Source organism: Egibacteraceae bacterium (genome assembly GCA_035540635.1).
Taxonomy (GTDB): Bacteria; Actinomycetota; Nitriliruptoria; order Euzebyales; family Egibacteraceae; genus DATLGH01.
On sequence record DATLGH010000107.1, the window covers coordinates 22,219 to 48,382 of the forward strand.

Here is a 26,164-nt window from a genome sequence, read left to right on the forward strand (position 1 = left end):
CTTCTCTAGGGCCGATCCGGCGTCAGCGGGCGGAAGGTCCGAGGGGGATCGGCGTCGGAGGCCTGACCGGTGACGCGCGCGACCGCGACCTCGGCGACCGCGAGCGCGTGCGTCAACGCCATCACCTGCGTCTCGTCGGCCAGCCCGACGGTGATGGATCGGCGCCCCCGCTCGGCCAGCCCGTCGCCGCCAGAGCCGCCGACGGTCAGCACCAGCGCCCCGCGGACGATCTCGGTGGTGAACGCCTCGGGCCCGTCGGTGTAGGTGGCGAGCAGGTCGATGCGCTCACCGACCCGCAGCGGGTTGCCGTCGGCGAAGACCCGGTCGGCGGGCAGGGACAGGGAGACCTCCTGGAGGCCGTCGGTCACCCGTTCGGCGAGCATCCCCTGCTGGATGAGCTGGCCCGCGCGGATCGGGGCGAGTGCCACGGTGCCGACCACGTCGTCGGGCCGGCGGTAGGTGGTGGACGCGAGCGGCTCAGGCAGATGCACCGCGATACGCCCGAGGTGGCGCTCCTGGACGGTCGAGCCCTGCTGCACGTCGGCGGTGGCGACCAGGTAGGCGGTCCGCGGCGGCGCGGTCGCCTGCGTGTACGCACCGAAGGTCCCGACGGCGGCGACGGCGATCAGGAACCCGCCGACGACCGCTCGCCCGCTCGGCAGACCCCCCCGGCGGCGCAGGCTGCGCGCGCTGGTGGGCGCCTTCGAGGTCCCGGCGGCGGACTCCCGGCGTGGCGCTGTGTCGAGTTCGGTCATCGCCCCACCTCACTTCCGCTGCATCCGTGCACGGTCGAGGCCCTGGAGCGGGAGCCTAGCCCAGGGGATCGGGGGGTGTCGCCCGCGGATGCCGGACGAGGCGGTCACGATCCCCAACCCGACACGTCGGCCACGGCCAGCTCCGTCACGGCCCGCACCGGCACGTAGACGACCGCGCGCGTGGCTGCTTCCACACGAAGGGTCAGGACGTCGGTGCCCACGGCGCGCAGCTCGCCCAGCAGCGGCTGACCGTGGCCGGCGGGCACGACGACGACCTGTGGGCGGTGTTCGGCCAGCAGGGCCAGGAGCTCGGCGAAGCGCAGGTCGCCGGGCGCGCGGCGGTCGCCGGCGGCGTCGGAATGGGCGACGCCGGGGTGGGGTCGCACGGCCGTGACGGCGTGGAGGGGAAGGTAGATGTCGGTGCGCGCGGCGGTGCGCAGCACACAGCAGTCGCTGCTCAAGCCGTGGAGGCTTCCCTGGTGGGAGCGGCCCGCGGTGGTGTGCAGGGTCAGGCCCGTCCCGGTCTCGAGGAGGTCGCGCAGCAGGCCGGCCACGGTGGCCGACTCGGTGTCGATGTGGCGCAGGTGTCGCTGGCGGATGCGCGTCTCGGCGTCGGCGTCACCACGCGCACGGTCGACCAGGTCGGTGACCGGATCGGGTGTGCGCCCGGGAGGTTCGCGGTGCGGTGGACCGGGTCCGCTCACGCGCTTGCGCCGGCGGGGTCGGGTGGCGGGTCGTGCAGCTGGAAGACCTGCCCCGGGTAGACCAGGTCGGGGTTGGCCGGGTCCGCCAGCGCGGGGCGGTTGCGTTCGATGAGCGCCTGCCAGTAGGGCACGAGCTCGGCGTCGGTCGGGGGCCGGCCCCAGGCGCGGGCCAGGACCGCCTCGGCGATGGCCCAGAGGTGGTCCCCCGGAGCGGTGGTCCAGGTCGGCACGGCGGCCTCCACCCCGGCGGTGATGCGCATCTCGACGCGCTCGTCGCCGGTGCCGCCGACGAAGCGCATCGCGGCGTGCTCGCCGTCACCGTGCGCGGGCCCCTGCAGGGAGGCGACGTCGGCCACGGCCACGCTGGCCACGGCATGCGGGACGCCGGGCCCCTGGGGGGTGTGGACGGAGGTCAGCGCGGCCGTCGCGAGCCCGACGCCGAGCGCTGTCTGCAGCAGCCGGCGGGCCCAGGGCAGGGTCAGCACATCGGCTACCGTGCCCAGGCGCCCCCAGCGCATGAGCTGGGCGATCGTGGCGATGACGGTGACGCCGAGGAGGTACCAGGCGACCGCGATCACAACGAGCCGCCCGGCGGCGAAAGCGACCTCGACGGGCCCGGCGACCTCGAGCCACCCACCCCAACCCGACAAGTCCGTCAGAGCGGGGGTTGCCAGCGGCCCGCCGCCGAGGGCGCTGAACACCACGATGACGGTGGCGAGCGTCGCGATCCATCCCGCCAGCAGCAGAGGGCGGGCGATGCGCCTGCCACGGCGCGCCGGTTGCGCGATCGTCGCCTCCACAGGTGTCCCCCTTGATGGGTGGGTCGCTGCACTCTAGCGTTGCACCAACGACTATGAAAGGGATGGGGATACATGACGGCAGAGACGTCAGATGCGAGCGGGTGGATCAGCACCGCCGAGGCGTCTCGGCGGCTCGGCGTCGGACTGCGCACCCTGTACCGCATGATCGACGGCGGCGAGCTGCCCGCCTACAAGCTCGGGCGCGTGATCCGCATCCGTGAGCAGGACCTGGAGGCTTTCGTCGAGGGCTGCCGCATCGAGCCGGGGGCGCTGAGCCACCTCTACCCGCCTTCGGCCGGGCACGACGAGGGGAGCTGATCCGCTGGCCGGCGACCTTCCTGGGTACGAGCTCGTCGAGCGCATCGGCGCGGGGGCGATGGGCACGGTTTGGCGGGCACACCAGTTGAGCTCCGCGGGGCGGGTCGTCGCGGTGAAGCGGGTCCACCCCGGCGATCCGGGGTTGGTGCAGCGCATTCGCCGCGAGGCCGAAGCCCTGCTGGGCCTCGACCATCCGCACGTGGTCAGCGTCCACGAGCTGGTGCCGGATGGCGAGGGTGTCGCCATCGTCATGGCGTACGCGCCGGGGGGGTCCCTGGCTGACCTGCTCGGCGACCTGGGCCGCCTGGAGCCGCAACGCGCGTTGCGGATCGCGTTGCCCCTGGCTGAGGCGCTCGCCTCGGTGCACCGCTGCGGGGTTCTGCACCGCGACGTCACGCCCGGCAACGTCCTGTTCACCTCCGACGGGCAGCCGCTCCTCGGCGACTTCGGTCTGGCCTTCGTGCCGGGTGGGCGGCGTCTCAGCGGCGGTGGCATCGCCGGCACGGCCGAGTACCTCGACCCGGACGTGGCCGGAGGCGCCGAGCCCGACCCGAGCAGCGATGTCTACGGCCTGGCCGTGCTGACCTACGAGATGCTGGCGGGGGGACCGCCCTTCACCGGCCCGACGCCCCTTGCCGTGCTGCGCGCCGCGGACCTCGCGGTGTACACGCCGTTGGTCGAAGCGGTGCCCGGCGTACCACGCGCCCTGGCGGGGGCCGTGGAGCGCGGGTTCGCGCGCGACCGCGCCCAGCGGTTCGCCTCCGCCGAGGAGTTCGCCGCGGCGCTGCGGGGGGCTGCCGGTCAGACCGGGCCCGAGCCCCGGCCGGCGCCGCCCGTCACCGCGGACGCCTCGAAGCCAGCCACGGTGGGGGCGCCCCGGCAGACGCGGACGTTCGGGCCCAAGCCCGTCGTCCGCGAGCAGCCGCCCGCGCGTGAGCGCACCGCCTGGCGCAAGCCGGTCGTGGTCGTGACGGCGCTGTTCCTGCTCGCGAGCCCGGTCGCGCTGATGGTCCTGCTGACGTCCGGTGACGGCAACGCCGACACCGTGCAGCTCGCCCCGGTCGCGCCGACCGCGCCGCTGCCGCTCGGAGCGCAGCCCCGGACACCGGCGGTCGACTGCCGCCCGCCTGCCGCCGTGGACGGCGACGCCGTCGACCAGCACGCGGTCGGCCTCGTGGAGCTCGGCGGCTGCCCGGTGACGATCACCACGCGGCGCAACACGGTGACGGTGCACTTCGAACCGGACGAACCGCCGGTCGAGCTGGTCGTGGGCGACGACGGCGACCGGGCCGTGGTCGGGGACTGGAACTGCGACGGCACCTACACGCCAGGGGTGTACCGGCCCGACACCGGCCAGGTGTTCCTGTTCGCCGGCTGGGCGACGGTCGACAGTCCCCGGGTCTACAGCGCGCCGGCCTTCGACTCCGACCGGCGGGGCGGCGAGCCGCGGGTGCGTGACACGTCCGGGGACGGCTGCGACGACGTCGACGTCGCGGGGGCCGCGCCGGGTGACGCCTGAGGGACCTGGCGGGTCGAGCCCCGTCACCGCGCCCGGTCCGCGAGGGCGGACGGCAGCTCGACCCGCCAGCCGGTGTCCAGGCCGATCTCGTCGAAGTGGCCCTGGTTGACCTCCAGGGCGCCCCGATAGGTGACGCCGGGGTCGTAGATCGGGCACGGGTCGGCCTCGCAGGGCTCCATGTCGAGCACCGCCAGGACGGCGCCGTCCGCGGCGAAGAACGCGATCGACAGGGGTATGAGGGTGTTCTTCATCCAGAAGCCGCCGCCGCGGTCCTCGGGGGAGAGGAAGACCATGCCGGCGTCTCGTGGCAGGTCGGTCACACCCATGAGGCCCTGCTGGCGAGTGGCCGGCTGGTCGGCGACGTACACCGCCATCTCGACCTGGCCGCCGTCCGGGTCGAGCAAGGTGAGCGAGGCGACGTCGAACGGCGGCATCGCGGGCACGTCGGGCGTCGGGCTGGTGGCGGGCGACTCTCCCGCCACGCCCGGGTCCTGGCCGGTCAGCCCGCAGCCGGCCAGCAGCAGAACCACGCACAGGGCAGCGAGCACGCGCACTCCGCCAGCATATGGGCCAGGGGGGTGGGTGGGCCGTGCCGGGCCCCTACCCTTGAAGGCGATGGCAGATGAGGATCTCGCGGTGGCCTACACGTACGCCTGGTGGTTGACCGGCGACGAGGGGGCCGCCGTCGCGGCCGCGCGCAGCGCCACCGCCAGCCAGGCCGTGGCCGCTGCCGAACCCGGGCGGCGCCTCGAGATCCTGCTGCGCGAGGTGCGGGCGACGGCGGCACCCACGCCGACGATGTGCCCCGCTTCGGAGGTCGCGCTCCTGCACGACGCGCACGGGCTGGCTCTGGAGGACGCGGCCGCGGTGGTCGCTGTGGACGCCGCCGACGCCCGCACCGAGTTGGCCCACGGGCGCCTGGAGGCCCTGTCCGAGACGGTCATCGACCCCTTCACCCACCCCGAGCGTCTCGGCGGCCTGGCGGTCGGCAACCCTGCCGACGTCGCCCACGCCCGTCAGTGCGACAACTGCGCACAGGCACGAGACCTGCTCGGGCGGGGCCGTGCCGAGCTGCGCCTCCTTCCGACGCCGCCGGTCCCCGCGGCCCTCGCCGCGGCCGACGACCCGGCCGGAGACCTCGGTCCGCCGGCGACCGGGGCCCGCCGCGCCACCGCCCGCCCAGGCCACGGTCGACCACTGGTGGCGCTGGCGCTGGCCGTCGTGGCGGTCGTGGCGGTCGTGCTGCTGACCCTCGGGGGGCGTTAGGCAGCCGGCGGCGCCGGGTAGCCCAGAACCGATGCTGCCCATGTCGCCCCTGGCCGTCGCCGTCCCCCTGATCGGGGGGCTGGTCGTCGTCGTGGCGCTGCTGGCGCTGATCATCTGGTACCGCTCCTACCGCCTGCGTGACGAGCCCCCGCCTCCCGAGCTGCGCGACGACGGTCCCGGACCCCCGCCCGACCGGGACGACACGTGGGACCCGCGCCGGCGCCGGCAGGGCACCTGACCAGCCCCGCATCGACCTCGGCCCACGCCTCGCCGGTGTCACGCTCGCACCGCCGGGTCTCACAGCTCAGGGGTTGGCGTCCCTACGCGCAGCGGTTGACGGGCTCTTCCCCCTCGTACGTCAGCCAGTCCACGAACCACCACGGGGTGGGGTTGCGGGCGGGGTCGGCCTGGCCGTGGTGGGGCACGATCGTCACGTGGGCGGGAGCCCACTCGGCGTGGTCTGCCAGGAACCCCCCTTGGCGGTAGACGACCTCGAGGAACACGCAGTCGAGGCGGGCGGTGATCACCTCGTTCACCTCGCGCACCGTCAGCTCCTGGACCTCCTCAGGAGGAAGGTAGACGTCCCAGTTCTGGGAGATGACGTCATCGAAGAAGCTGATCCTGAACTCGTGCTCCTCGGGGGCGTAGAGGGCGGCGAGCCAGGCGTGCCACTCCTCGTCACGCTGCCGAGTGGTGATCTGGTGGCGCAAGAGCTGGGTGTCGGCGGCGAACAGGGCCTGGACCACGCGGTGCAGGTAGGCCACGTCCAGGCCGGCTGGGTCGGCGGGGATGGCCAGCGGATCCGCCTGCGGCTCCGGCTCGGGGTCGGGCTCCGGCTCGGGCTCCGGCTCGGGGTCGGGAGTGGCCTCGCCGGCGGTGACCGGTTCGACCTCAGGGTCGGGGGCGTCCCGGCAGCCTGCGAGCACCAGCACGAGAGCCAGGATCCCACCGAGGGCGGCGTAGCGTCGGGTCGGGTTCATCGGATCAGCGGTGGCGAACCGCTTGCACCTCTCGCACCGGGTAGTCGTCGATCGTGGCCTCCGACGTGAACACCGGCAGGGTCTCGCGCACCCCGTCGGTGGTCAGCGTCGCGTTCCAGCGGGTGACCACCCGGATGGTGACCACCGCCCGGTCACGGTAGCGGTGGGTGATCTCGCCGGGCCCCCCGGGCCAGGGCCGACCGGTGTCGCTGGTGGGGGTGACGGCACCGTCACCCCAGTGCACGGTGAACTCCGGGACGGCGCGGATCTCGAAGGTCGTGCCCCACGGGCTCACCCGGGTCACCGTGACCGGGTGCGCGTCGTCGATCATCAGGTACACCGCCGCGCCGGTGATGGCGTAGTCGCGCGGCTGCACCCGGGCCTGGGGGTCGGGCAGGGTCACCATGTCCCACCACTCCTCACCCGGTCTCGGCGGGCCCGGCCCGTCAACGCAGCGGGGCATACCCATCGTGGCGCCGACCGCCTCGGCCTCGGCCGCGGTCATGCCCGTGTTCCGCAGCCCGCCGATGACCCGCCAGCACGGCTGACCGTCGGGGCCCGTGTCGGCCACCGCCTCCCAGACCCGTGAACTGCCCGGCGGGCCGCCCGGGGCCGGAGCGCGTGGGGCCGGTGCCGGCGGGCTGCCGGGGTTGCCAGGGTTGCTGTCCCGCAGCGGGATGCAGCCCCCGTGCCGATGCCCCCCGCCACCGGGACAGTGGCCCGCCATGGCGGCAGGGACCGCAACCACCACGACCCCGGCCGCCAAGGCCAGGACGAGCCCCACGCCTGCCCAGCGTCGCGCCACGCTTGCGGTCCCCCTCATGACATTTCAGCTGCGGTCATTCTCGGGCCGGCCGGGAGCCTATCGGATACCGACCCCGGTGCAACAGGCCCTTCGTATTCGCCATCACCGTCCCGTCGGGTGCCGGCCGCCACCTAGACTCTCCGCATCGACCAGGAAGGAGGCGCCACCGTGGGGGAGCTCGCCGTCACGGCTATCGGAGCCGACCGGCCGGGGATCATCGCCCGGGTGACCGGCGTGCTACGCGAGCGTGGGGGCAACCTCGAGGACTCCTCGATGACCGTGCTCGGCGGGCACTTCGCGATCATGCTCCTCGTGTCGACCGACGCCGACCCCCGTGAGCTGGAGTCGGTGCTGGCGGCCGCGACGGACGACCTCGGCCTCACCGTCACGGTGCGGGAGGTGGGTGCGGGCACCCCGACGGCTCCCCCGACCCACGTCCTCAGCGTGTACGGCAGTGACCGTCCCGGCATCGTGCACGCGGTGGCGCGGCGGCTGGCCGAACGCGGGGTCAACGTGACCGACCTGACCACCCGGGTCCTCGAGGGGGAGCGGCCGGTCTACGCCATGATGATGGAGATCAGCCTCGCCGAGCCCGACGACGCCGACGCGCTGGCGAGGCTGCTCGCCACCGAGGTCGACGGGGTCGACGTGAGCATCCACCCCCTCGACGTGGCCACGTTCTGACCCGATGCCCGTCCGTCCGGTCGTGGCCATCCCCAACCCCGTCCTCAAGCGGCGAGCCGCACCCGCCGGCCGCCCCGACGAGGAGCTCGCCGCCGACCTCCTCGACACGATGCGGGTGTCCCCGGGCTGCGTGGGGCTCGCCGCCCCGCAGATCGGCGTGAGCCGGCGGGTGTTCTGCCTCGACGTGTCGGGCCATCCGAAGGGCAAGCCCAACCACGGCCTCGTCGTGCTGTTCGACCCGGAGCTGCTCCACGTCGACGGCAGCGAGCTGCGCCGGGAGGGCTGCATGAGCGTGCCGGACTTCACCGCCGACGTGCGCCGCGCGCTGCGGGTCGTGGTCCGGGGGACCGACCCGGACGGTCGTGAGCGGGTCTACGAGGCGGAGGGCTTCGAGGCCCGCGCCTTCCAGCACGAGCTCGACCATCTCGACGGCATGATCATCCTCGACCGGGTGGCCTCCCTCACCACCGACGTGTTCCGCCGCAAGACCTACCAGCCGCGCCGCGACTGAAGGCGCAGCCGGCGCGGGGGTTCGCCCGATGACGGCGCGGCCCGTTACCCTTCGGTGACGCTGAGCAGCCGCCCGCCGGGCGACGCCCCCCAGGCAGGGAGCAGCAGCCGGATGGACACCCTCGACCTCGTCCGTCTCACCGCGGGCCTGGCGACGCTGGCGGTCTTCGGCGCGCGGGCCGGCCGGCGGGCGTGGTTCCTGCTGCGGCTGCTGATGCGGGCCCAGCCGATGCCCGAGCGCATGGGCGGGTGGGGCACGAAGCTGCGCTACCAGCTCACCCACGTGCTCGGGCAGCGCAAGCTGTTGAAGTGGACCGCCCCCGGCGTGTTCCACGCCTTCATCTTCTGGGGTTTCCTCGTCGTGCAGACCACCCTCGTCGAGACCATCGGCGAGGTCTTCGACCCCGAGTTCCACATCCCGCTGATCGGTAGGAGCCCATGGCTCGGGTTCGTCCAGGATCTGTTCAGCGTCCTCGTGCTCGCCGCGATCGTGGGGTTCGTGCTCATCCGTCTCGTGCAGGACCCGAGGCGCCTCGGACGCGGCTCGCGCTTCGCCGGGTCCAACCTCGACCAGGGCTGGTACGTGCTGCTGTTCGAGTTCGGGGTCCTCTACACCCTCCAGGTGCTCCGCGCCGCGCGGGCCGCCCTGGGCACGCTGCCCTACCCCGACGGCGCATTCGTGTCGACGTGGCTCGGCGGCTACATGGCCGGTCTCGGCGAGACGTCGCTGGGGATCATCGTCACGGCCTTCCTCGTCGCCCACCTCGTCGTGGTGATGGGCTTCCTCGTCTTCACCCTGCACTCCAAGCACCTGCACATCGTCACGATCTTCCCCAACGCCGCGTTCGCCCGCCGGCCGAAGGCGCTCGGCAAGCTCGAGACGAAGCACATCGACGTGGAGGACATGAGCGAGGACGAGGTGCTCGGCGTCGGCTCGATCGAGCACTTCGGGTTCAAGCGCTACCTCGACATGTACACCTGTACCGAGTGCGGGCGGTGCCAGAGCCAGTGCCCGGCGTGGAACACGGGTAAGCCGCTCAACCCCAAGCTGCTCATCATGGACCTGCGCGACCACCTCTTCGAGAAGGGGCCCTACCTGCTCGACCCGGGCCTCGCCAAGGGGGACGGCATCGACGCCGACGGCCAGCGGCCGAGCGTGCTCGACCTCCAACTCGTCGGGGACGTGCCGGGCCAGCCCGACGCGGTCATCGACTTCGACGTGCTGTGGACGTGCACGACGTGCGGGGCCTGCGTGGAGGAGTGCCCGGTCGACATCGAGCACGTCGACCACATCATGGACCTGCGCCAGTACAAGGCACAGATGGAGTCGAGCTTCCCGCAGGAGGCGGGCGGGATGCTCCGCAACCTCGAGAACGCCGGCGACCCGTGGGGGGTCGGCGCGGCCCGCCGCATGGACTGGGCCGAGGGCCTCGACGTGCCGGTCGTCGACGGCGAGATCGCCGAGGAGGTGGAGTACCTGTTCTGGGTCGGCTGCGCCGGCGCCCTCGAGGACCGTTCGAAGAAGGTGACCCGCACGGTGGCCGAGCTGCTCAACGCGGCGGGGGTGCGCTACGCGGTGCTGGGGTCCGCGGAGACCTGCACCGGCGACCCGGCCCGGCGCCTCGGCATGGAGTACCTCTACCAGGTGATGGCCCGCACGAACGTCGAGACCCTGAAGGCCGCCGGCGCGCAGCGGGTGAAGATCGTGGCGTGGTGCCCGCACTGCTTCAACACGCTGCGCAACGAGTACCCCGACTTCGACGGGCGCTTCGAGGTCATCCACCACACGCAGCTGCTCGCCCGGCTCGTCGCGGAGGGCCGCCTGGCGCCGCGGAGCGCGGTGAACAAGACGGTGACCTACCACGACCCGTGCTATCTCGGCCGCCACAACGCGGTGTACGACGAGCCGCGCGCCGTCGTGGACGCGGTGGAGGGCCTCGAGAAGGTCGAGATGCGCCGCTGCCGCAACCACGGCTTCTGCTGCGGAGCCGGCGGCGCACGCTTCTACATGGAGGAGGACATCGGCAAGCGGGTCAACCACGAGCGCGTCGACGAGGCGCTCGAACTCGGCCCCGACCTCGTGTCGACCGCGTGCCCGTTCTGCTTCGTGATGCTCGACGACGCCGTCGCGGACAAGGTCGGCCGGGGCGACCTCGCGGAGGGCCAGGTCCGCGTCGTGGACGTGTCGCAGATCCTCGCCGAGTCGCTCCTGCCCGGGGCCGAGGTCAACGGCCAGCCCCTGGAGAAGCCGGCGGGTTGAGGCCGGCGCGTCGGGCGCGCGTGGTGCCCTACCCGCCGGCGGGGGCTGTGCTAGCGCTGCAGCTTGGTGAAGGTCGACCCCTTACGGGATCGTCGGCGCTCGTCGCGCACCCTTGATACCTTGGTCCCCTCGGGGAGCGAGGCCTGTCTCGAGGGAACGGAAGAGCCATGGGGCAGAGCGGCCGGAGGGTGTCGCGCCGGGCGTTGCTGAGGGGGGCGGGGATCACCCTCGGTGCGGTGGCGCTCGGCGGGCCGGTCGGGGCACGCGGCCTCGTCGGCGGGGTGAGCGGTGCGGTGGGCGGGGCGACCGGGGTGTCCCACGCCGTGGCCGCCGGCGACGTGCTGCGCCTCGCGCGGGTGTGGCCCGGCGGCCTCGAGGGCGCGGCGCTCCTGGCCGGGTTCGACGACACGCACCGCATGTTCGACGACGGCTCCGTCGAGGTGCTGCTCTGGCCTGGTGACCTGGAGCGGCTCGTCGCGAGCGGCCTGCGCTTCGACGTCACCGTCGAGGACGTCATCGCCCGCGACGTGGGCGCCCTGCAGGCCACGGATGCTCAGGTGGGCGCGCCGACGGGGCGCCTGCCGGGGCAGCGCGACACGTACCGGACCCTGCGCGACTACGAGGACGACCTGCTCGGCCTCGTGACCCGCTTCCCGCTCCAGGCCCGGCTCATCGTCCTGCCCGAGCGCACCCTCGAGGGGCGGCGGGTCGTCGGCATCGAGATCGCCGACGACGTCCACCTCCGCGACGGGCGTCCCGTGTGGTACATGGACGGGCTCCACCACGCCCGCGAGTGGCCGGCGGGCGAGCTCACGCTCATGTTCGGTTTCGAGCTGCTCGAGAACCCGCAGGGCGACGAGCGCGTCACCGCGCTGCGCCGCGACACCCGCACCATTCTCGTGCCCGTCGTCAACCCCGACGGGTTCAGCTGGTCCCGCGACGCGCTCGTGCAGACGTCCGACCCGACCGTGAGCCTGCCCTTCGCCGCACTCGGGCTCGAGGCCTACTGGCGCAAGAACCGCCGGGGCGTGCTCGACGAGGCGGTCATCGACCGCTTCGAGCGCAACCTCACCTCCTACGGGGTGGACCCCAACCGCAACTACTCGGTGCGCTGGGGTGGGCCGGGCGCGTCGCCGGTCCCCGTCGACCAGACCCACCGGGGAGCCGGGCCCTTCAGCGAGCCGGAGGTCCGCAACGTCGCCGGCCTGCTGCGCGAGCGCCAGCCGGTGACCCTGAACTCCAACCACACCTACACCGGCCTCGTGCTGCGGCCGTGGGGCCACGCCGGCGGCGGCCTGCAGTACAGCCCCGACGAGCCGCTGCTGCGCGACCTCGGCGCCGCCATGTGCGCGCACAACGGCTACAACAACTGGCATGGCATCGAGCTGTACGCCACGACGGGCACGACCTCGGACTGGGCGTACGCGGCGCTCGGCTCGCTGTCCTACACCTACGAGATCGGGTTCACGAACTTCCACCCGCCCTACGGCGGTGAGGACGGTCCCCTCCACCACTACCGGCTCAACCGCGAGTCGTTCCTCCTGCTCGGCGAGGCCGCGCGCCTGACGGCCGTCGAGCTCACGGACCCGCGGGGGGCGCCGGTCCTCCACGCCACCCACGGCATCGTGAGCGGGCGGGTGGTCGACGGCGGCGGCAACCCGGTGGCGGCGGATTTGGCCGTCGCCCGGACCGCGCGCGTCCCGCTCGGCGACGGCACCCTGTACCCCGAGCCGTCGCGGGCGACGATGGCCACCCCCGCCGACGGGGCGTTCGCGTGGCACCTGCCCCCCTCGACCACCCCGATGGCGAGGGAGCGCGGGGAGGAGGAGGCCTGGACGCTCACCGTCGCCGCCGGCGGGAGGAGTGTGACCCGGCAGGTGCGGCTCGACCGAGGGCAGACCGCCGACCTCGGCGAGATCCGCCTCACGTAGCACGCCGGCCGCTCGGTCGGTCGGGACCGGCGCGCCGCCGACTCCGGGTCACGGCACGTACAGCCAGTCGTCGTAGCGGTCGAAGGTCCCGTCGGCGCGGCCGACCTCGGCGAACAGCGCGTAGTGGGCGCCGGCCTCGTCGGGCAGGGTCATCGTCTCGGCGGGCGCGCCGCCGGCGGTGACGGTGACCGCCGCCATGTCAAGGGTCTGTAGCGTCGTGCCGTCGGCCTCGACGCGGTCGAGGTGGAACACGATCTCGGTCGGGCCCTCGCCGGGTCCCGGCACGTCCTCGTCGGGGACGGCGAGCGTGAACGTCCCGCCGCCGTGGGCGAGGACCCCGCTGCCGGTGACCTCCCAGCCCTGGGCACTCGCGAGCGCGGGGATGCTGTCGGGGACGGCCCGGGGCGGCAGGCCGGCGAACGGGTCCGCGCCTTCTCCGCATGCGGCGAGCACGAAGGCGGTGACCGCGACGAGCAGTGCGACGCGCATGCCTACTCGCGGGCCGGGAAGTTCATGAAGAACTTGCTCGCCGTCGGCCCGCGCTGCCCCTGGTACTTGCTGCCGAGCGCGTCGGAGCCGTAGGGCCGATCGGCGGGTGTGGACAGCTCGAAGAAGGCGATCTGGCCGATCTTCATGCCGGGGTAGAGCGCGATCGGCAGGGTTGAGACGTTCGACAGCTCGAGGGTGAGCCACCCGTCCCAACCGGGGTCCACGAAACCGGCCGTCGCGTGCGTCAGCAGACCGAGGCGCCCGAGGCTCGACTTGCCCTCGATGCGCGCGACGATGTCGTCGGCCAGGACGATGCGCTCGAACGTCGCGGCGAGCACGAACTCCCCGGGGTGGAGGATGAAGGGGGCGTCCTCGCCGGCCTTGACCTCCTCGGTGAGGTCGGGCATCGCCTGGCGCACGTCGATGTAGGGGTGGCGGTGATTGTGGAAAACCCGGAACCGGTCGTCGAGGCGCACGTCTACGCTCGATGGCTGGATCGCGTTGTCGCTCAGCGGTTCGACGGTGATGCGCCCCGCCGCGATGGCTTCGCGGATGCTGCGATCGGAGAGGATCATAGGCGGGGATCGTACCCGCGCGTCCGCTGGGGAGATGGCGCACACGCTGGCGAGTCGACGAAAGGCGGACGGGTGGCGGTACTCGGACAGGCCGGTCTCACCGACGGGCAGCTCTTCTGGCTGGCGCTGGCCGGCAGCCTTTTCCCGGCACTCGGGTGGCTGTGGTTCTTCTACACCCGCGACCGCTACGACCGTGAGCCCAAGCGCCTCGTCGCGAAGCTGTTCCTGATCGGCGCGTTTCCCGTGGCGATCGTGGCGGGGCTCGTCAACGTCACGTTCGCGGGGGTGCTCGGCATCGCTCTCACCGCGGTCGTCGTCGCCCCGGTCGGGGAGGAGGCCTTCAAGTACCTCGGCGCTCGCGTCGGGGCGGGCCGCCATCTCGCCTTCGACGAGCCCGTCGACGGGATGGTGTACGGCTGCTCGGTGGGCCTGGGGTTCGCCGCCGTGGAGAGCATCGACTACCTCACCGCCGCCTACATCGGCACGGACCTCTGGACGGGCGAGCCGCTCGGCTGCGCCGGCTTCGGCTGCTTCGCGGCGGTCGCGGTGCTGCGCGGCGTCGGGAGCGCGCTTGTCCACGCCCTCTGCTCGGGCATCGCCGGCTACTTCCTCGCCCGCCGGGTGCTCGACGGGGCACCGCGCATCGTGGGGGTCGCCGGCGTCGGGCTCGCCGCCCTGTTCCACGCGGCGTGGAACGGCACGGGGATCGTGGCCGGCTTCCTCGCCCTCGCGGTTGCCGGGGTCGTGTTCGCCCGGCTGCTGCGGCGCGCGCTCGCGCGCTCGCCGTTCCACGGGCGCCAGCTGCTGCCGCACGCCCCCGAGCGGTGGTTCCCTCTCGTGCCGCCGGCGCCCCCGGAGACCCGGGGGTAGCCGGCGCGGGTCAGACCTTCGGCAGGCTGCGGGGGTCCCAGGCGCCCTGCGCGACGGGGGGCACGTACCCGTCGAGGTCGGCGGCGGGCAGGGGGATCGTCTCGCCCGAGCTCGGCGGACAGGTAGCTCGCCATGAGCAACTCGGTGATGAGCAGGCCGTCGTCGAGGTCCTCGGCGGGCTGGCGCCCGTCGAGGAACGCGGCGACCATGTGCCGGCTCCCGTCGGTGTAGCCGTAGGTGAAGGCCTCGTCGGCGACGACCGGCATGAGCCCCTGCTCGGCGTTCTGCTTCTCGACGAGGTCCTCGCCCTCGACGCCCTGCAGGCGGCGGGACAGGAAGATCTTCGCCTCGGTGTCGAGCGTGTTCACCGCCAATCGAGTACTCGGGTCCGAACAGCTCGAACGACAGCCGCAGGCCGGGCGCCGACGAAGCTCCACGACGTCGCGGCCTCGACGACGACGAGCTGGCCGTCGCGGTTGGCGAAGGTCACGGTCGCACGGGCGTAGTCCAGCGGTGATAAGTCGACCTCGCCGGGGTAGCGCTTGCGCGAGCTCGTCGGCGTAGGCGGGCCCCGACCACTTCAGCGACGCGATGCTCGCCGTGACCGACTTCGGCGTGAGCCAGTCGGCGACCCAGATCGCGTCGACGTTCCGTGGGCCGCGCGGCGCCGGCGGCGAACGAGGCGAGCTCGGCGAAGAGGTCCTCGCGCGGCACCGCCGGCGTGCTCATCTGATGAGCGTCGCAGGCTCGGGCGCGCGTTGCGGAACCCGCGGATGCCGCCGGGCGGCACGAAGAGGTGGTCGCCTTCGCGCCCGTCACCCACTGCCGGCCGTCGTGGAGCAGGACGGCCCCTCCCACCACCTGGAACGACTCCGCGAACGTGCGGTGAAAGTGCGGGCTCGCCCCGCCGGCGCTGGGCGCGAGGTCGATCCGGTGGAGGCTGTAGCGGGCCCTCGGTGAGCCGCGCGGGGGCGAGCACGGTGACGGTCGTCGACCCCGGCTCCAGGCGCGCGTGGCCGGCGGCGCCCGCCAGCACCGCACTCGCCTCCCCGCCCCCCGTGTTACGTCATCGCCCACAGGATGCTCCCGCGGTCGGCACGGGGCCAAGGAGGCCCGGGGCGTCGGGCCTGGACCGCAGCCCGCCCGCGATTGCCCGGGGGCCCGGGTGGGCCTATCATCGGACCCACCCCGCGGGTGTAGTTCAATGGTAGAACACGAGCTTCCCAAGCTCGCAATGGGGGTTCGATTCCCCTCACCCGCTCTCCACAAAAGCCCAGGTCAGAAGCGGTTTCCGCAGACCTGGGCTTTCTTGTTGCCGGGGATCCTGATTCCACACTGATTCCAAACGGCCGCCGCGCCGCCGCTGCGCCGGGATGCCATCCACTGGCACGCAGGCCCCGGCGTTGCAACAGGAGGGGGGTGGCCGATGGCGCCTGAGCCCCTCCTGCCCCACGAGACTCCCGCGTTCCAGAACGCCGCCGAGTACGTCGTGGCGATCACGTTCACCGTCGCCGGCGGCGCCCGTGCGCGCACTGCCGATGGCCGGGCGGAGGGCGTCGCGGAGCGGCTGGCCAACGCCGCCGCCAGAGCCGCGGGCGTCGTAAAGGTCGCGGCCGTCACCGGCCCCGCGAGCGGCGACGGGACGATGCTGGTCCCCCGCCGGGTGCACTTCTCCGCGGCGAACACCGGCCACGCGAACACAGGGGATCCGCACAAGCTCGACCGCTACCTCGACCCCGAGCACGAGCGGGCGCTGGCGTCGCTGAAGGCAGCCAACGCGGCCTACCGGGCGCGGCAGGAGGCCGACCGCGCGCGCCGCCTCGAGTCAGCTGCGCGAACGCCCACAGGGTCGGCCTGCCCGGCGAACGCCGGCCGTGCGAGTGCGTCTACTGCCGGCCCGACCACCTCGCCGCGCGCGAGCTCGCCGCCAGCGGGTCCCGCTGGTTCACCCTGCCGTCGTGCCTGTGCGGCACGCCCACGCCCGCAGGCGAGCCCTGCATGCACCACCGCCACGTCGCCGTCGTCGTCCTCGACGGCGACCCCGAGGCGCTGCAGCAGCTGGCCGAGGCGATCCGGGGCGGTGGGCGGTCATGACCCGCGCCGCCCGAGGCCCACCAGCCTGAGCCGGGCGAGCGGCTCCTCCGCCATGCAAGACCGCCGCCGACACGCAGAGGCCCCGGCAACGCGCCGAAACCCCTGACGACAAGCCGGCCCGCCGGACCAACTCCTCGCCAGGACGTCCGGCGGACCGTCCCCACCTCGGGCCGTTCGGCCTTCGGGAGGGCAGAGCCTTGCCTGTTCACGACGATAGCCTCGCCGTGGGACACCACGGCGCACCGCCAGACGGACGTTCCGGCGAAGCCACGATCCCGCGCCGACCTGCCGCCGCCGCATCCCTGCGACCACGGCACCATCGTGTCGACGGCCCGCCCCGCAGACCGTGGCTGCCGGCGGAGCCGCTCGGCTCCGCCGTGTCCGCCGCGGGCGGTGTCGGCGTCCTGCTGCGGGGCCGGCGGCGCACCACCGAGGGCGAGCGCCTGGCCCGCGCCTACTACCGGGCGCTCGAGCGTGGGTGGATCACCGTGGCCGCCGGCGACGAGCTCGCCTGCAGGCTGCTGGGCGTGCACCCGTCCGCCGTCTGGGGCGAGCAGTTCTGGGCCGGCGCGGCATGACAGCCCGACCAGCGGGCGAGCCGGTGGCCGCGCAGGTCTGGCCCGAGCAGCCGCTGGGGTTCACGGGACCGCTGGAGCCGCTCGTCGGCAACCCGCGCGACAGGCCGGCCGCCGGCGCGCTCCCGACGGACGTGGATCGCTTCCGCGAGCTCGTGTGGGAGCCGCTGGCGGCCGCCGACCCCAGCGGCCGGCGTTGGCTCGCGGCGCTCGGTGGTTTCGAGTTGCTGCGCCATGGCGCCGCCGAGCCTGGCGGCGTCCTGCACGCCACCGGCCGGAGCGTCGCGTCGATGCTCGGTGTCGCCGAGACCACCTGGTGCCGGAGCACCCGGCAAGGCCAGATCGGCTACGGGCCGCTGCTGGACGCCGCCGGCCTGCTGGTGCGTGTGGACTGGGAGCGCTACCAGCTGCCCGCCTGGGACGCCCTGCAGAACCGGGCGGCCGACGCCGCGCTGCGCGGCCGGTTCGTCTACACCCACCGACCGTCGTTTCGCGCCACCGTCGTCCGCTGGCGCCTGGAGGGCGTCAGCCTGGCGGCGCTCGGCGCCTGGTCGCTGCTGCGCTACTGCCACACCCGCTGGGACACCGCCGAGTTGCCGATGTGTGACGCCGCGATCGCCCGCGAGCTCGGCGTCAAGCCGCACACCTGGGCCGGCTGGGCCGGCGAGCTCGCCGGCTGCGGGGCGCTGCAGCGGCTGCGCCCCACCGCCGGCTCAGGGTGGCGGCTGCCGCTGTACTTCGCCCTTCGCACCGGCCGAGGCCTCGATCAGGCCGTCGCCGCCACCCGGGGCGAGGATCATGCAGAAGCGGCTGTCCAGGTTCATGCAACTTCGGCAGCCGGGGATGCAGAACCGGCAGCGGGCGTCTCTGACGTTCGCGCGCGCGAAGACCCGGTTGGAGACGGTGGTGTGAAAGAACATCCCGGCGCCGCCGTCGAGCGAGCGCTTGAGCGTCTCGCTGCCGTGGCCGGGGATGCTTGGCAGCAGGAGCAGATCCGGACCTCGGCAACCCTGCGGGCACGCTGCGCCGAGTTGCTCGAGCGCACTGGCTGGTCACCGCAGCGGCTCGCAGCAGAGCTCACCGGCCGTGAGCTGCGCACGGCCCGCGAGCCCGTGCGCGTGCTCGCCTACCGCGCCCGAGTGCTCCTCGACGCCGCACCCATCGGTGGCAAGGCCGCCCCTACACCGGTCACCGAGGCCGGGGTTCCGCCGCCGCCAGACGACCACGACCACCCCGCCCCGCCCGCGGACGATCTCCGTCGCCCTGAGCCGAACTTCGGCGAGTTGGACGTCCTCAACGAGCCGGCCCGCCACGGGCTGCTCGAGGCCGCCCGCGCCCGGCTGCGTCGCATCGGCCTTCCCCGGACCGGCGAGTTCGCCGACGACCACCCGTTGCTGCGCGGCGAGGCACTGAACCTCCTCCGTCAGCGCCACGCGCCGACCGTCGAGCCGGAGGAGGCTGCTCCGGTCGCGAGCGAGACCACACCCGCCGAGGTGTCACCGGTCTCACGCGGCGCGGCGTCCAACGAACCCAAGGCCGCGCAGCCACAGCGCCACACGGGACCCCTCTGGCGCCCGTCTGGACGCATACGGCACCGCCCTCCCCAGCCGCGGTCGGCGCGACGCGACGTCTTCCAGGTGGCGACTCGCCGGCCACGCGGCCGCGCACCACCGCGGGACGGCCGGGGACTGGCGGAAGGAACGCCGACCGGTCTCGGGCGCCAGCCTGTGGTACACCGTATGGTCCGCCGTACTCCCCGCCATGGGGTGTGCCCTGGGATGCGCCGTGTTCCACGGCCAGCGGTGCCGGGCAGCGTTCGCTGTGCTCCATGGCACGCGGTGCGCCCGAGACTTTAAAACATTACGGCACGCCGCCTGGGGCGCGCCGCATTCGTCGTGGTGGGCCGGGCCTCCCTCGCCCCGTCGCAGGCCCCACTCAGCCTTGAGCGAAACGGAAGGGCCTGAGGAACTGTGAAGCCGGAGCGGCGTACTCGTATACGTCGTAGCCCTCGTCTACGAGCCGAAGTATCTGGTCCTCGTCGCGCAACTCGTCGGCGACCCGCTGATGGTCGCCCAGGCAACCGTCTGGACCCGTAAAGAGGACGACGTTCAGACCGTCCTGCCATTGGGCCGACCGGAAGGCAATCCCATCGACAGGCGCCTCTGGGAGCGGGACCCTGAAGCGCATGTACTCGGTGAAGATCTGGGTGGGGGTGTACTCAAAGTGCACCCGGTCGTCCCGCGCAATCGGTCGCGAGATTTCGCGAGCGAATCCAGCCAGGAACCCCAGGAGATGCACGCGCTGTGCGTCGTCCGGGTTGAACACGCTCGCGGTCGGCAGGTCTGCCAGGTCAACGATGTCGAGCGGGCGGAGCGTCTCGAAGGCCGCCACGGCGGCGTATCGCCGGCCGTCAAAGACCTCTGCGGCCGCGGTCTGCGGATCCGTAGCGCCGTAAAACATGGAGATCCCTGCAGGGTTCATCCGTCCCTGCCGCGCCTTCTCAGGTGGGGGCGCCGCCAACTCATGCGCGTGATCGAAAGGAGTGTCCTCGAACGCTCGTGCTCGGTACACCAGCTTGCCGGCCGGCCACTGTGTCACGCAGAACTCATCCACCACCTTCGCGAGTTTCTCCAGCATCTGACCAGGCGCCCAACCGCTGTCAAGCGCCTCTTCGGAGGAGCCATCATCCGGCGCCAAGAGGAAGCGGCTTCGGTGCTTGACATGCTCGACGAATCGCCTCCAGCCAGCCGTCAGCATTCCTCCCGGGGGAAGGAAGGGATCTCCCCTGTGGACCCAGGCCTCGTCATGGAAGAGGGGAGGCAGCGCTTCTGCGACTTCGTCGTCGAAGCCCCCGTCAGAGACAAGTTCGGCGACCACGTCCCATGTGTCCATGGTCGCGGAGGTCCAGCCGCCTTCCCATCCGACACCCGCGTTGCTTGCGGTTTCATAATGCAGCAGCAAACCGACCTCCACGGCCTCCAGGAGTTCATCAAGCGGAGCGCCGTCCTGTTCACCGCAGAAGGAGCATGTGTCTCCGTCCTCGGTGGCTTGCAGGAGCAAGTCGGCGACAAACAAGTCCTCCACGTGCCGGCTGCATACTCGCCGGTCTTCAGGATCGGGCGTATACCAGGAGTCATCTACGTCGCCCAACGTGCCCTTCTCCCAGTTCGTTGGGACCGAACGCCCCGATCGTAGGCGTGACGTGGTAGGCGGGCTCGCCGCCACTTCTTCCTGCGATGCGCTCGTCGGCCGCGGTGAGGCCACCGCCGCCGATCTGCGCGAGCCGGACGACCCAAGCACCTGTTGTCGACACTTGTCCCGGGTCCTGACCAGCCGGCAGGCCAAAGCACAGTCCCACTGCCCCAGCGGGCTGGTCAGCGAGCACGCCGACCGCAGTCAGTCGTTGAGCGTGCTGGGAGCCAAGAACTGGGCCAGCGCTTCTGCTTGCAGCTGGACGACGGCATTCAGGTCGCGCGCAACGGCTTTCAGCTGCTCGACCTCGCCGCGCAACCGTGCGACTTCCGTCTCCAGGTCCGTCTGCGACTGAACCGGCCTGTCGGGCCCGGCCGCCGAAGGCCTCGTCTTCTCGGGGTTCCGAGGCGTGCGAGCTTCGCCGGGCAGCAGCCCGTCCTCGTCGACCGGGACATACCACCGCGGCCGCCTGCCAGGCGGCATCTCCTCCCCCTCGATCGTCCCGTCGCGGAGTTGCAGGCGAAGCTTCTCAACGCTGATGTCCAGCAGCCTGGCGGCATCCCTTGCCGTGAAGCCCGGCGCGCCGCTGGGGCATCGCACCTCGCCACGTCGCGCGTCTGGGTGCGGCCTGCCAGTCAGCGGGTGTGGGCTATCGATGCGGGTCATGGTGAGAGCCGAGTTGCCGCAGGGGAGCAGTCCGAACGGCACCATACGGTATACAACCGTACCAGCGGTGGCCCTGCTGTCTTTCTACCGTAGTGTGCGGTAAATTGCCGCAGTGGCCTCACGTGTGGCATTGACCGCCGGCGCGCTCTGTTCCGTCGCTGTGCTCCGGCTTCCGCACCGCTCGATGCCTCGCTCGACGTGGGCTGGCGAGATCCTCGTGGAGCAGATGGCTCGGGCGTCGCGCCGCCGTGCGGGCACGTCGCCCGGCTTCGAGCGCGCCCTCCGACAGCTACGAACCAGCGCCGGACAGGTCGACCGGCGGGCCTTAGCCGCGACGATCGACGCCCTCGTCCTTCGTGGGACCCTCGAGCCGCACGGCATCGGCCGTGACGCGCGCCTCCGGGTGAGTGAAGCGGCTGCCCCCGCGGTTGCGGCAATCTCGGAGGTGCTCAGCCCCGCAGACGTGCGTGTGTTGCGGTCCGCTGGTCAGCGGGCGCACGCGATCTGGTCGGCTTGGTCGAACACCGCCGCCGCATCCGCCGAGTACAGGTCCTCGACGTCCGTGTCGGGTTGAGCCCGTCGCCACGCGGACCGGTAGGCAAGGACGCTCAGCCGGATCTTCCCCGAGCGCATCGTCCTGGACTCGACCGCGATCCGGCGGTCCGGCTGATGCAGATACGGCGCCTCCCAACGGTTGTCGGCGATCTGCTTCCAGTCGATCACTCGAACGTTGGCCAACGCGGCGCTCATGTGCCGGGCGGTCGGGTATCGCTGGCCGGGGTGACGCGCGGTTGCCTTGGTGATGACTCGCTTCAGGCCTCTGGGAACCCAAGGTGGTAGTTGCCGGTCGACCGTTCGCAGCGGACTGACGCCCGGCATGAGGCGGCTCACGATGTGCGTGCGCGTGCACGAGTGGTAGGGGAAGGGTTCGCGCACCAGTTCGACAAAGACGAGCCCGAGGGAGAACAGGTCGGACTGCCTGGTCAGGTAGCCGTCGGCCACGAGTTCCGGTGGCGAGTACAGCTGCGGGTTGTCGATCATCGCGACTCGGCCCTGTGGATCCATGCGGCCCGCGAGTCCGAGATCGCCGACCTTGAGGAGCGTGTGGTCGTCGGCCAGTAGCAGGTTCGAGCTCTTGATGTCGCGGTGAACGACCTGGTGCCGCTCATGGATCTCGCCGAGTCCCCGAAGCGCGGCCTGGATGAGCTGACACGCCTCCCTCATGCTGAACCGCTCGCCCCTGAGCATCGCGTCGGTCAGGCTCCCCCGGGGGTGATGGGGCATGACGATCTCGACGACGTCCATGGGGCTGGGGTAGCCGTCGACGCGTGCAGCGCTGAGAATCGGCACGACGTTGTCGTGGGTGATCTGCTGGAGGATCTGCGGCTCGATGAGGACCTCCGACTCCAGCAACGAGAGGTCCATCCGCTTGCCGGCGAACTCGCCGCCTGTGACGTTGTCCAGCCACGTTCGGACCTCGCGAAGCTGACCGGGGAGCGACTCGAGGCACTCGAAGTCGAGTCGGAGCAGCCGCTCAGATGCCCGCTCAGGGCGTTGGCCATCCCCGCCAGCGGCTGACGCTGGCGCTGGCACTAGCTTGCCTCCCTCTCGGCGGTCTCCTCCAGGAGCGTGAGCGCACACGCGAACGCGGCGGCCCGCCCAGCGCGCCACCCCACGGGTGTTCCGGTCAGCCCCGCCGCGGATGGCGCGAGCGTCTCGAGCTGGTAGGCCGGGAGTTTCACCGCTCGCGCGATGTCCTCGGTCTTGATCTCCCTGAACGGCATCTGCTCGAGCTCGCAGGCGAGCATCACGGCAGCGACCAGCGAGATGCGGTCGAAGGCGTGACGGTACTGCCAGTTGGCGTATCGGCGAGTGGCCACGAGCCCGACGGCAGTCGGGGCGACAGACCGCAGATCCTGGCGGTACCGGGACTGGAACTCGGCGAGACGAGCAGAGTCGGTGCCTCCCTCGGAGGGGGCAAGATCGGTGGGCGCCTCCTCGACCGCGCGGCCGTCCTCGGCGCTGTTGCTCTCGACGACGCCGTAGAACAGCTTCCCGTTAGCGACCGCAAGGCCCAAGACGCGCATGTTCATCAACCGCCCCAGCGTGACTCCGTTCGCGGCCATGGTAGCCAGAGGTGGCGGAACCCGGCTGTCTCCTGCGCCGTTCGTGGGCCCGCAGCGGGCGCGACGCCCCGGCCGGCGAGCAGTCCGGCGCCGGCGTCGACGGCAGCGGCGAGGTCCTCGTAGCGCCACACCCGCCTGCGGATCTCCAGCGCCGGCCACGCCAGCCAGGGCTCGGCCGCCTGGCATTGCAGCTCGGCGAGCGTGCGCGGGGGCGAAGGGGCAGACAGCTGGCGGTTCTTGGCGCGCACGTCTCCTGCGGCGTCAAGCCGCCGATCCCGCTTGGTCGAAGAAGCCGTACTCGAGCAGCATGGCCCGGTGGTCGTGCTGCGCGACGGCGTGGCTGCCGTCGTCGTGGGCGTCCAGCAGCGCCTCCATCCGCTGCGCCAGCGCTCGAAGTCCTCGTCGGCGTATGTGGTGACCCACTCGCGGTAGGGGCTGTCGGCGGCGGTATGGGCCTCAAGCCCCTGACCCAGGTGGGCGTACAGCCGCATGCACGGCGTCATCGCCGCGAGGATGTGGCCGACGGGCTCGCTCCAGGCGACGCGCAGCAGGAAGTCGGTGTAGGCCAGCGTGGCTGCGGCGGGTTCAGGGTCCAGGCGCGCACCCCACCTTTGCGCGTACGACTGGTGCAGCCGCAACTCGTCGTCCACTCCTTCGAGTAGGACACGGATCTCCGCCATGGCCTCCCGGTCCGGTGCCTTCGCGAGCGCCAGGGCATACGCGCGGGCGAAGCCGTCGAGGAAGAAGGCGTCCTGCTCGACGTAGAACACGAACCGGTCGCGTGGCAGGTCACCAAGCGCGATGCCCTGCACGAACGGGGGACGCAGGCATGCCGCGGCGAGCTCGGCGTTGTCCTTCCACAGCACGGCAGCGGGGCTCAAGGCGCTCACACATCCTCGGTGGTTCTTCCACCGGCGCGCCGTATGGTGCGCCACATGTCCCACCGGGGCGCTTGTCTGGCGGCATGACCGATGGCGCGCCCGCTGGCCTGCCACACCGAAGCCAGGGAGGCGTCGTGCTCGACAACTGCGTCGCTGTCGTCAACGGGAAGGGTGGCGTCGGCAAGACCTCGATCGTCGCCAACGTGGCCGCCACCGCCGCCCTCGGGGGCTGGCGGACGCTCGCGGTCGATCTCGACCCGCAGGGCAACCTCGCCCGCGACCTGGGCTACCGCGATCGCAGCGACGAGGGCCGCGGGCTGCTCGAGGCCGTCATGACGGCCACGCCGGCGCGGCCCATGACCGGGGTGCGCCCCGGTCTCGACGTGATCACGGGTGGCCGGCACACCCGACGCCTCGGGGATCTGCTCGTCGTCCAGGCCCTCGGCCAGCAGCCCGCCGTCGACTACCACCTCGAGCCGGCGCTCGCCGCCGTCGCCGGCCGCTACGACCTCGTCCTCCTCGACTGCCCGCCCGCGAGCAACCTGCTCGTCCGCGCCGCTCTCGCCCTCGCCGGCCACGCGGTCATCCCCACCAAGATCGACGACGCCAGCATCGACGGGCTCGAAGGCCTCGCCGACGTGCTCGGCGAGGTCGTGCGTACCGCCAACCCGCAGCTGCGCGTCCTCGGCGTGGTGCTGTTCGACGTGGGCGCCGGCGACACCCGCCTGCAGGCCGAGGCCCGCCGCGAGCTCGAGGAGATGCTCGACGGCATCGCCCCCGTCCTTCGCGCGGCGATCCGCCACACCCGCCGCGCCGCCCGCGACCTGCGCCGCCGCGGGAGCACCGCCGCCGAGTACGAGCAGGCGGCCCTGGACGCCAAGCCCTGGTACGCCGACCGGGCCGCCCCGGCGCTGTCCCGCGCGGCGGGCGGCCTGGCCGGCGACTACCAACAGCTGACCACCGAGATCCTGGCCGCCCTGTGCGCCCGCGCGGCCGGCCAGATCGCCGAGGTGACGCCGTGACCAGCGCCCGCCGGCTGCAGGACCTCAATCCCGCCGACCGGCCCGACCGGGCGCCAGCGGTCGCGCCGCCCGTCCGCCCTGTGGCCCCGCCGCAACCCACGGAGCCCGCCGACGTCGAGGCGTCCACCCTCGGCCCCCCGCCGCCGGCCGGTCGCCCGTCCGCCGCGCCAGGCAAGGCGACCAAGGTCATCCATTCGGTGCCCGTCGACGTGCTCGACCGGCTCAAGCAGGCCGCCGCCCGCAGCGGCCGCAGCTACACCGACATCGTCGTCGGCTGCGTCGTCGACCACCGCGACCGCCTCGCTCCCGGCGACGACGACACTGGCGAGGCTGCGCTCAAGGCGCTCGAACGCCGCCGCCGGCAGGCCGGGCGCACCCGGGCGCGCAGCGCGCAGCTCACCCTGTACCTCACCGCCGACGAGCGCGCCGAGCTCGACCGGCTCGCCGCCGGCCGGGGCATGGCCCGGTCCCAGCTGGTCACCGCGGCGCTGCGACGAGGGTTGAATGACCTGCCATGAGCAGCGGCCCGCCACCCGAACCCGACCCGGCCAGCGACCCAGAGCTCGCCCACGTGCGCGCCGCCATGCGCGCCGAGTGGCGTGCCGAGCGCCGCGCCGCCGAGCTCGAAGCCCTGCGCGATCACCACAGCCGCCGCACCATCGCCGACGTGCTCGTCGAGGCCATGCGCCGCGGCGACACCGTCACCCTCCAGCTCGGGCCGCACCGGCGCATCACCGGCACCGTCACCGACGCCGGCCGCGACTTCGCCGTCGTCGAGAACGCCCACGAACGGCTCGCTGCCCGCGTCGCCGACCGCGACGGCCACCCTTACCTCGGGCCCGAGCTGCTCGTCGAGATCCGCGGGCGCGCCCACACCGGCGGCGCCCAGCCCACCAAACCCTCGGCGACCTTCCGGTCGGTCCTGCAGCGCTTCGACTTCGACGCCCAAGCCGACCCGCGCGCCCGCATCGAGATCGGAACGACCCTGCGATGCCAGCCGCTGACCGGACGCGTCCAAGCGCTCGCCGCCGACCACCTGTACCTGATCGACGAGGACGACACCCAGCACTTCGCCCCGCTGTCCACGATCACGTACGTGGCCCGGGCCCAACCGCGACCCACCGATGCGCGATCGTGATCCG

28 protein-coding genes and 1 tRNA gene are annotated in these 26,164 nt (G+C 72.6%); 16 read left to right on the plus strand and 13 right to left on the minus strand.

Annotation, left to right across the window (positions count from 1 at the left end; translation table 11 throughout):
• Nucleotides 1–5 precede the first annotated feature (5 nt).
• The 3 genes from VM324_16070 to VM324_16080 all read right to left on the minus strand — a co-directional run bounded on the left by VM324_16070 (nucleotide 6) and on the right by VM324_16080 (nucleotide 2,259).
• The gene (locus VM324_16070) at nucleotides 6–755 is read right to left on the minus strand and encodes an SAF domain-containing protein (protein HVM00807.1); all 750 of its coding nucleotides are present in this window, start codon (nucleotides 753–755) and stop codon (nucleotides 6–8) included.
• A 104-nt stretch (nucleotides 756–859) separates the two neighbouring features.
• Nucleotides 860–1,459 carry a hypothetical protein gene (locus tag VM324_16075; protein HVM00808.1) on the minus strand — a complete coding sequence of 200 codons (600 nt, stop codon included), beginning with the start codon at nucleotides 1,457–1,459 and terminating at the stop codon, nucleotides 860–862.
• Nucleotides 1,456–2,259: a hypothetical protein gene (locus tag VM324_16080; GenBank protein HVM00809.1), complete on the minus strand. Its 804-nt coding sequence runs from the start codon at nucleotides 2,257–2,259 to the stop codon at nucleotides 1,456–1,458. Before VM324_16080 ends, VM324_16075 begins: the two co-directional genes overlap by 4 nt.
• Before the next feature lie 72 nt (nucleotides 2,260–2,331).
• Between VM324_16080 and VM324_16085 the strand changes: the two genes are divergently transcribed.
• Nucleotides 2,332–2,577, plus strand: coding sequence for a helix-turn-helix domain-containing protein (locus VM324_16085; GenBank protein ID HVM00810.1), 246 nt, complete (start codon nucleotides 2,332–2,334; stop codon nucleotides 2,575–2,577).
• A gap of 4 nt (nucleotides 2,578–2,581) precedes the next feature.
• On the plus strand, nucleotides 2,582–4,096 hold the full coding sequence (locus VM324_16090; protein HVM00811.1) for a protein kinase: 1,515 nt from the start codon (nucleotides 2,582–2,584) through the stop codon (nucleotides 4,094–4,096).
• A gap of 23 nt (nucleotides 4,097–4,119) precedes the next feature.
• Here the strand turns inward: VM324_16090 and VM324_16095 are convergent, their stop codons facing one another.
• The gene (locus VM324_16095) at nucleotides 4,120–4,650 is read right to left on the minus strand and encodes a DUF192 domain-containing protein (protein HVM00812.1); all 531 of its coding nucleotides are present in this window, start codon (nucleotides 4,648–4,650) and stop codon (nucleotides 4,120–4,122) included.
• 61 nt (nucleotides 4,651–4,711) lie between these two features.
• On the opposite strand from VM324_16095, the gene VM324_16100 reads away from it, so the two are divergent.
• Complete coding sequence (locus VM324_16100) at nucleotides 4,712–5,362, plus strand: hypothetical protein (protein ID HVM00813.1); 651 nt, start codon at nucleotides 4,712–4,714, stop codon at nucleotides 5,360–5,362.
• Between the two features lie 40 nt (nucleotides 5,363–5,402).
• Nucleotides 5,403–5,600 (plus strand): hypothetical protein, encoded by a 198-nt coding sequence (locus VM324_16105; protein ID HVM00814.1) that lies wholly within the window; start codon nucleotides 5,403–5,405, stop codon nucleotides 5,598–5,600.
• An 82-nt stretch (nucleotides 5,601–5,682) separates the two neighbouring features.
• Here VM324_16105 and VM324_16110 read toward each other — a convergent pair whose 3' ends face one another.
• Nucleotides 5,683–6,342 (minus strand): hypothetical protein, encoded by a 660-nt coding sequence (locus tag VM324_16110; protein HVM00815.1) that lies wholly within the window; start codon nucleotides 6,340–6,342, stop codon nucleotides 5,683–5,685.
• A gap of 4 nt (nucleotides 6,343–6,346) precedes the next feature.
• Nucleotides 6,347–6,913 (minus strand): hypothetical protein, encoded by a 567-nt coding sequence (locus VM324_16115; GenBank protein ID HVM00816.1) that lies wholly within the window; start codon nucleotides 6,911–6,913, stop codon nucleotides 6,347–6,349.
• Between the two features lie 402 nt (nucleotides 6,914–7,315).
• Here VM324_16115 and VM324_16120 point away from each other — a divergent pair, with 402 nt between their 5' ends.
• From VM324_16120 to VM324_16135, 4 genes are all read left to right on the plus strand, one after another.
• Nucleotides 7,316–7,831: an ACT domain-containing protein gene (locus tag VM324_16120; protein ID HVM00817.1), complete on the plus strand. Its 516-nt coding sequence runs from the start codon at nucleotides 7,316–7,318 to the stop codon at nucleotides 7,829–7,831.
• Nucleotides 7,832–7,835: 4 nt separating this feature from the next.
• On the plus strand, nucleotides 7,836–8,342 hold the full coding sequence (gene def, locus VM324_16125) for a peptide deformylase (GenBank protein ID HVM00818.1): 507 nt from the start codon (nucleotides 7,836–7,838) through the stop codon (nucleotides 8,340–8,342).
• A gap of 111 nt (nucleotides 8,343–8,453) precedes the next feature.
• Nucleotides 8,454–10,601, plus strand: coding sequence for a (Fe-S)-binding protein (locus VM324_16130; protein HVM00819.1), 2,148 nt, complete (start codon nucleotides 8,454–8,456; stop codon nucleotides 10,599–10,601).
• Nucleotides 10,602–10,768: 167 nt separating this feature from the next.
• A complete protein-coding gene (locus VM324_16135; GenBank protein HVM00820.1) occupies nucleotides 10,769–12,532 on the plus strand; it encodes a M14 family zinc carboxypeptidase in 1,764 nt (587 codons plus the stop codon).
• Nucleotides 12,533–12,580: 48 nt separating this feature from the next.
• Here VM324_16135 and VM324_16140 read toward each other — a convergent pair whose 3' ends face one another.
• Both VM324_16140 and dcd read right to left on the minus strand, forming a co-directional pair.
• Entirely contained in the window at nucleotides 12,581–13,021 is a 441-nt protein-coding gene (locus VM324_16140; protein ID HVM00821.1) for a hypothetical protein, read from the minus strand.
• Between the two features lie 2 nt (nucleotides 13,022–13,023).
• A complete protein-coding gene (gene dcd / locus VM324_16145; GenBank protein ID HVM00822.1) occupies nucleotides 13,024–13,596 on the minus strand; it encodes a dCTP deaminase in 573 nt (190 codons plus the stop codon).
• A gap of 72 nt (nucleotides 13,597–13,668) precedes the next feature.
• Here dcd and VM324_16150 point away from each other — a divergent pair, with 72 nt between their 5' ends.
• From VM324_16150 to VM324_16165, 4 genes are all read left to right on the plus strand, one after another.
• Entirely contained in the window at nucleotides 13,669–14,466 is a 798-nt protein-coding gene (locus tag VM324_16150) for a PrsW family glutamic-type intramembrane protease (GenBank protein ID HVM00823.1), read from the plus strand.
• A gap of 1,190 nt (nucleotides 14,467–15,656) precedes the next feature.
• Nucleotides 15,657–15,727 (plus strand) — tRNA-Gly (locus VM324_16155).
• Between the two features lie 1,210 nt (nucleotides 15,728–16,937).
• Entirely contained in the window at nucleotides 16,938–17,138 is a 201-nt protein-coding gene (locus tag VM324_16160; GenBank protein HVM00824.1) for a hypothetical protein, read from the plus strand.
• Entirely contained in the window at nucleotides 17,135–18,991 is a 1,857-nt protein-coding gene (locus VM324_16165; protein ID HVM00825.1) for a hypothetical protein, read from the plus strand. Before VM324_16160 ends, VM324_16165 begins: the two co-directional genes overlap by 4 nt.
• A gap of 79 nt (nucleotides 18,992–19,070) precedes the next feature.
• On the opposite strand, the gene VM324_16170 is transcribed toward VM324_16165, so the two are convergent.
• The 3 genes from VM324_16170 to VM324_16180 all read right to left on the minus strand — a co-directional run bounded on the left by VM324_16170 (nucleotide 19,071) and on the right by VM324_16180 (nucleotide 22,457).
• A complete protein-coding gene (locus VM324_16170; protein ID HVM00826.1) occupies nucleotides 19,071–20,219 on the minus strand; it encodes a HEPN-associated N-terminal domain-containing protein in 1,149 nt (382 codons plus the stop codon).
• A 312-nt stretch (nucleotides 20,220–20,531) separates the two neighbouring features.
• Complete coding sequence (locus tag VM324_16175) at nucleotides 20,532–20,993, minus strand: hypothetical protein (protein HVM00827.1); 462 nt, start codon at nucleotides 20,991–20,993, stop codon at nucleotides 20,532–20,534.
• 486 nt (nucleotides 20,994–21,479) lie between these two features.
• Entirely contained in the window at nucleotides 21,480–22,457 is a 978-nt protein-coding gene (locus tag VM324_16180) for a protein kinase (protein HVM00828.1), read from the minus strand.
• Between VM324_16180 and VM324_16185 the strand changes: the two genes are divergently transcribed.
• Complete coding sequence (locus VM324_16185) at nucleotides 22,353–22,571, plus strand: hypothetical protein (protein ID HVM00829.1); 219 nt, start codon at nucleotides 22,353–22,355, stop codon at nucleotides 22,569–22,571. The two genes, VM324_16180 and VM324_16185, sit on opposite strands and share 105 nt — an antisense overlap.
• A 14-nt stretch (nucleotides 22,572–22,585) precedes the next feature.
• Here VM324_16185 and VM324_16190 read toward each other — a convergent pair whose 3' ends face one another.
• Both VM324_16190 and VM324_16195 read right to left on the minus strand, forming a co-directional pair.
• The gene (locus tag VM324_16190; GenBank protein ID HVM00830.1) at nucleotides 22,586–23,086 is read right to left on the minus strand and encodes a hypothetical protein; all 501 of its coding nucleotides are present in this window, start codon (nucleotides 23,084–23,086) and stop codon (nucleotides 22,586–22,588) included.
• Nucleotides 23,086–24,009 (minus strand): TenA family protein, encoded by a 924-nt coding sequence (locus tag VM324_16195; GenBank protein HVM00831.1) that lies wholly within the window; start codon nucleotides 24,007–24,009, stop codon nucleotides 23,086–23,088. The genes VM324_16190 and VM324_16195 overlap by 1 nt, the downstream gene beginning before the upstream one ends.
• A 125-nt stretch (nucleotides 24,010–24,134) precedes the next feature.
• Between VM324_16195 and VM324_16200 the strand changes: the two genes are divergently transcribed.
• From VM324_16200 to VM324_16210, 3 genes are read left to right on the plus strand one after another with little or no spacing between them, the layout of a single operon-like run.
• Complete coding sequence (locus VM324_16200) at nucleotides 24,135–25,022, plus strand: ParA family protein (GenBank protein ID HVM00832.1); 888 nt, start codon at nucleotides 24,135–24,137, stop codon at nucleotides 25,020–25,022.
• Nucleotides 25,019–25,540 carry a CopG family transcriptional regulator gene (locus VM324_16205; GenBank protein HVM00833.1) on the plus strand — a complete coding sequence of 174 codons (522 nt, stop codon included), beginning with the start codon at nucleotides 25,019–25,021 and terminating at the stop codon, nucleotides 25,538–25,540. The genes VM324_16200 and VM324_16205 overlap by 4 nt, the downstream gene beginning before the upstream one ends.
• Nucleotides 25,537–26,160, plus strand: coding sequence for a hypothetical protein (locus tag VM324_16210; protein HVM00834.1), 624 nt, complete (start codon nucleotides 25,537–25,539; stop codon nucleotides 26,158–26,160). The genes VM324_16205 and VM324_16210 overlap by 4 nt, the downstream gene beginning before the upstream one ends.
• Nucleotides 26,161–26,164 lie beyond the last annotated feature (4 nt).

Bases quoted from the DNA above. Each gene is read 5' to 3' on its own strand.
- VM324_16070 (HVM00807.1), bottom strand. From the start codon at position 755: ATGACCGAACTCGACACAGCGCCACGCCGGGAGTCCGCCGCCGGGACC.
- VM324_16085 (HVM00810.1), top strand. From the start codon at position 2,332: ATGACGGCAGAGACGTCAGATGCGAGCGGGTGGATCAGCACCGCCGAG.
- VM324_16100 (HVM00813.1), top strand. From the start codon at position 4,712: ATGGCAGATGAGGATCTCGCGGTGGCCTACACGTACGCCTGGTGGTTG.
- VM324_16105 (HVM00814.1), top strand. From the start codon at position 5,403: ATGTCGCCCCTGGCCGTCGCCGTCCCCCTGATCGGGGGGCTGGTCGTC.
- VM324_16110 (HVM00815.1), bottom strand. From the start codon at position 6,342: ATGAACCCGACCCGACGCTACGCCGCCCTCGGTGGGATCCTGGCTCTC.
- def (HVM00818.1), top strand. From the start codon at position 7,836: ATGCCCGTCCGTCCGGTCGTGGCCATCCCCAACCCCGTCCTCAAGCGG.
- VM324_16130 (HVM00819.1), top strand. From the start codon at position 8,454: ATGGACACCCTCGACCTCGTCCGTCTCACCGCGGGCCTGGCGACGCTG.
- VM324_16135 (HVM00820.1), top strand. From the start codon at position 10,769: ATGGGGCAGAGCGGCCGGAGGGTGTCGCGCCGGGCGTTGCTGAGGGGG.
- VM324_16140 (HVM00821.1), bottom strand. From the start codon at position 13,021: ATGCGCGTCGCACTGCTCGTCGCGGTCACCGCCTTCGTGCTCGCCGCA.
- dcd (HVM00822.1), bottom strand. From the start codon at position 13,596: ATGATCCTCTCCGATCGCAGCATCCGCGAAGCCATCGCGGCGGGGCGC.
- VM324_16165 (HVM00825.1), top strand. From the start codon at position 17,135: ATGACAGCCCGACCAGCGGGCGAGCCGGTGGCCGCGCAGGTCTGGCCC.
- VM324_16175 (HVM00827.1), bottom strand. From the start codon at position 20,993: ATGACCCGCATCGATAGCCCACACCCGCTGACTGGCAGGCCGCACCCA.
- VM324_16190 (HVM00830.1), bottom strand. From the start codon at position 23,086: ATGAACATGCGCGTCTTGGGCCTTGCGGTCGCTAACGGGAAGCTGTTC.
- VM324_16210 (HVM00834.1), top strand. From the start codon at position 25,537: ATGAGCAGCGGCCCGCCACCCGAACCCGACCCGGCCAGCGACCCAGAG.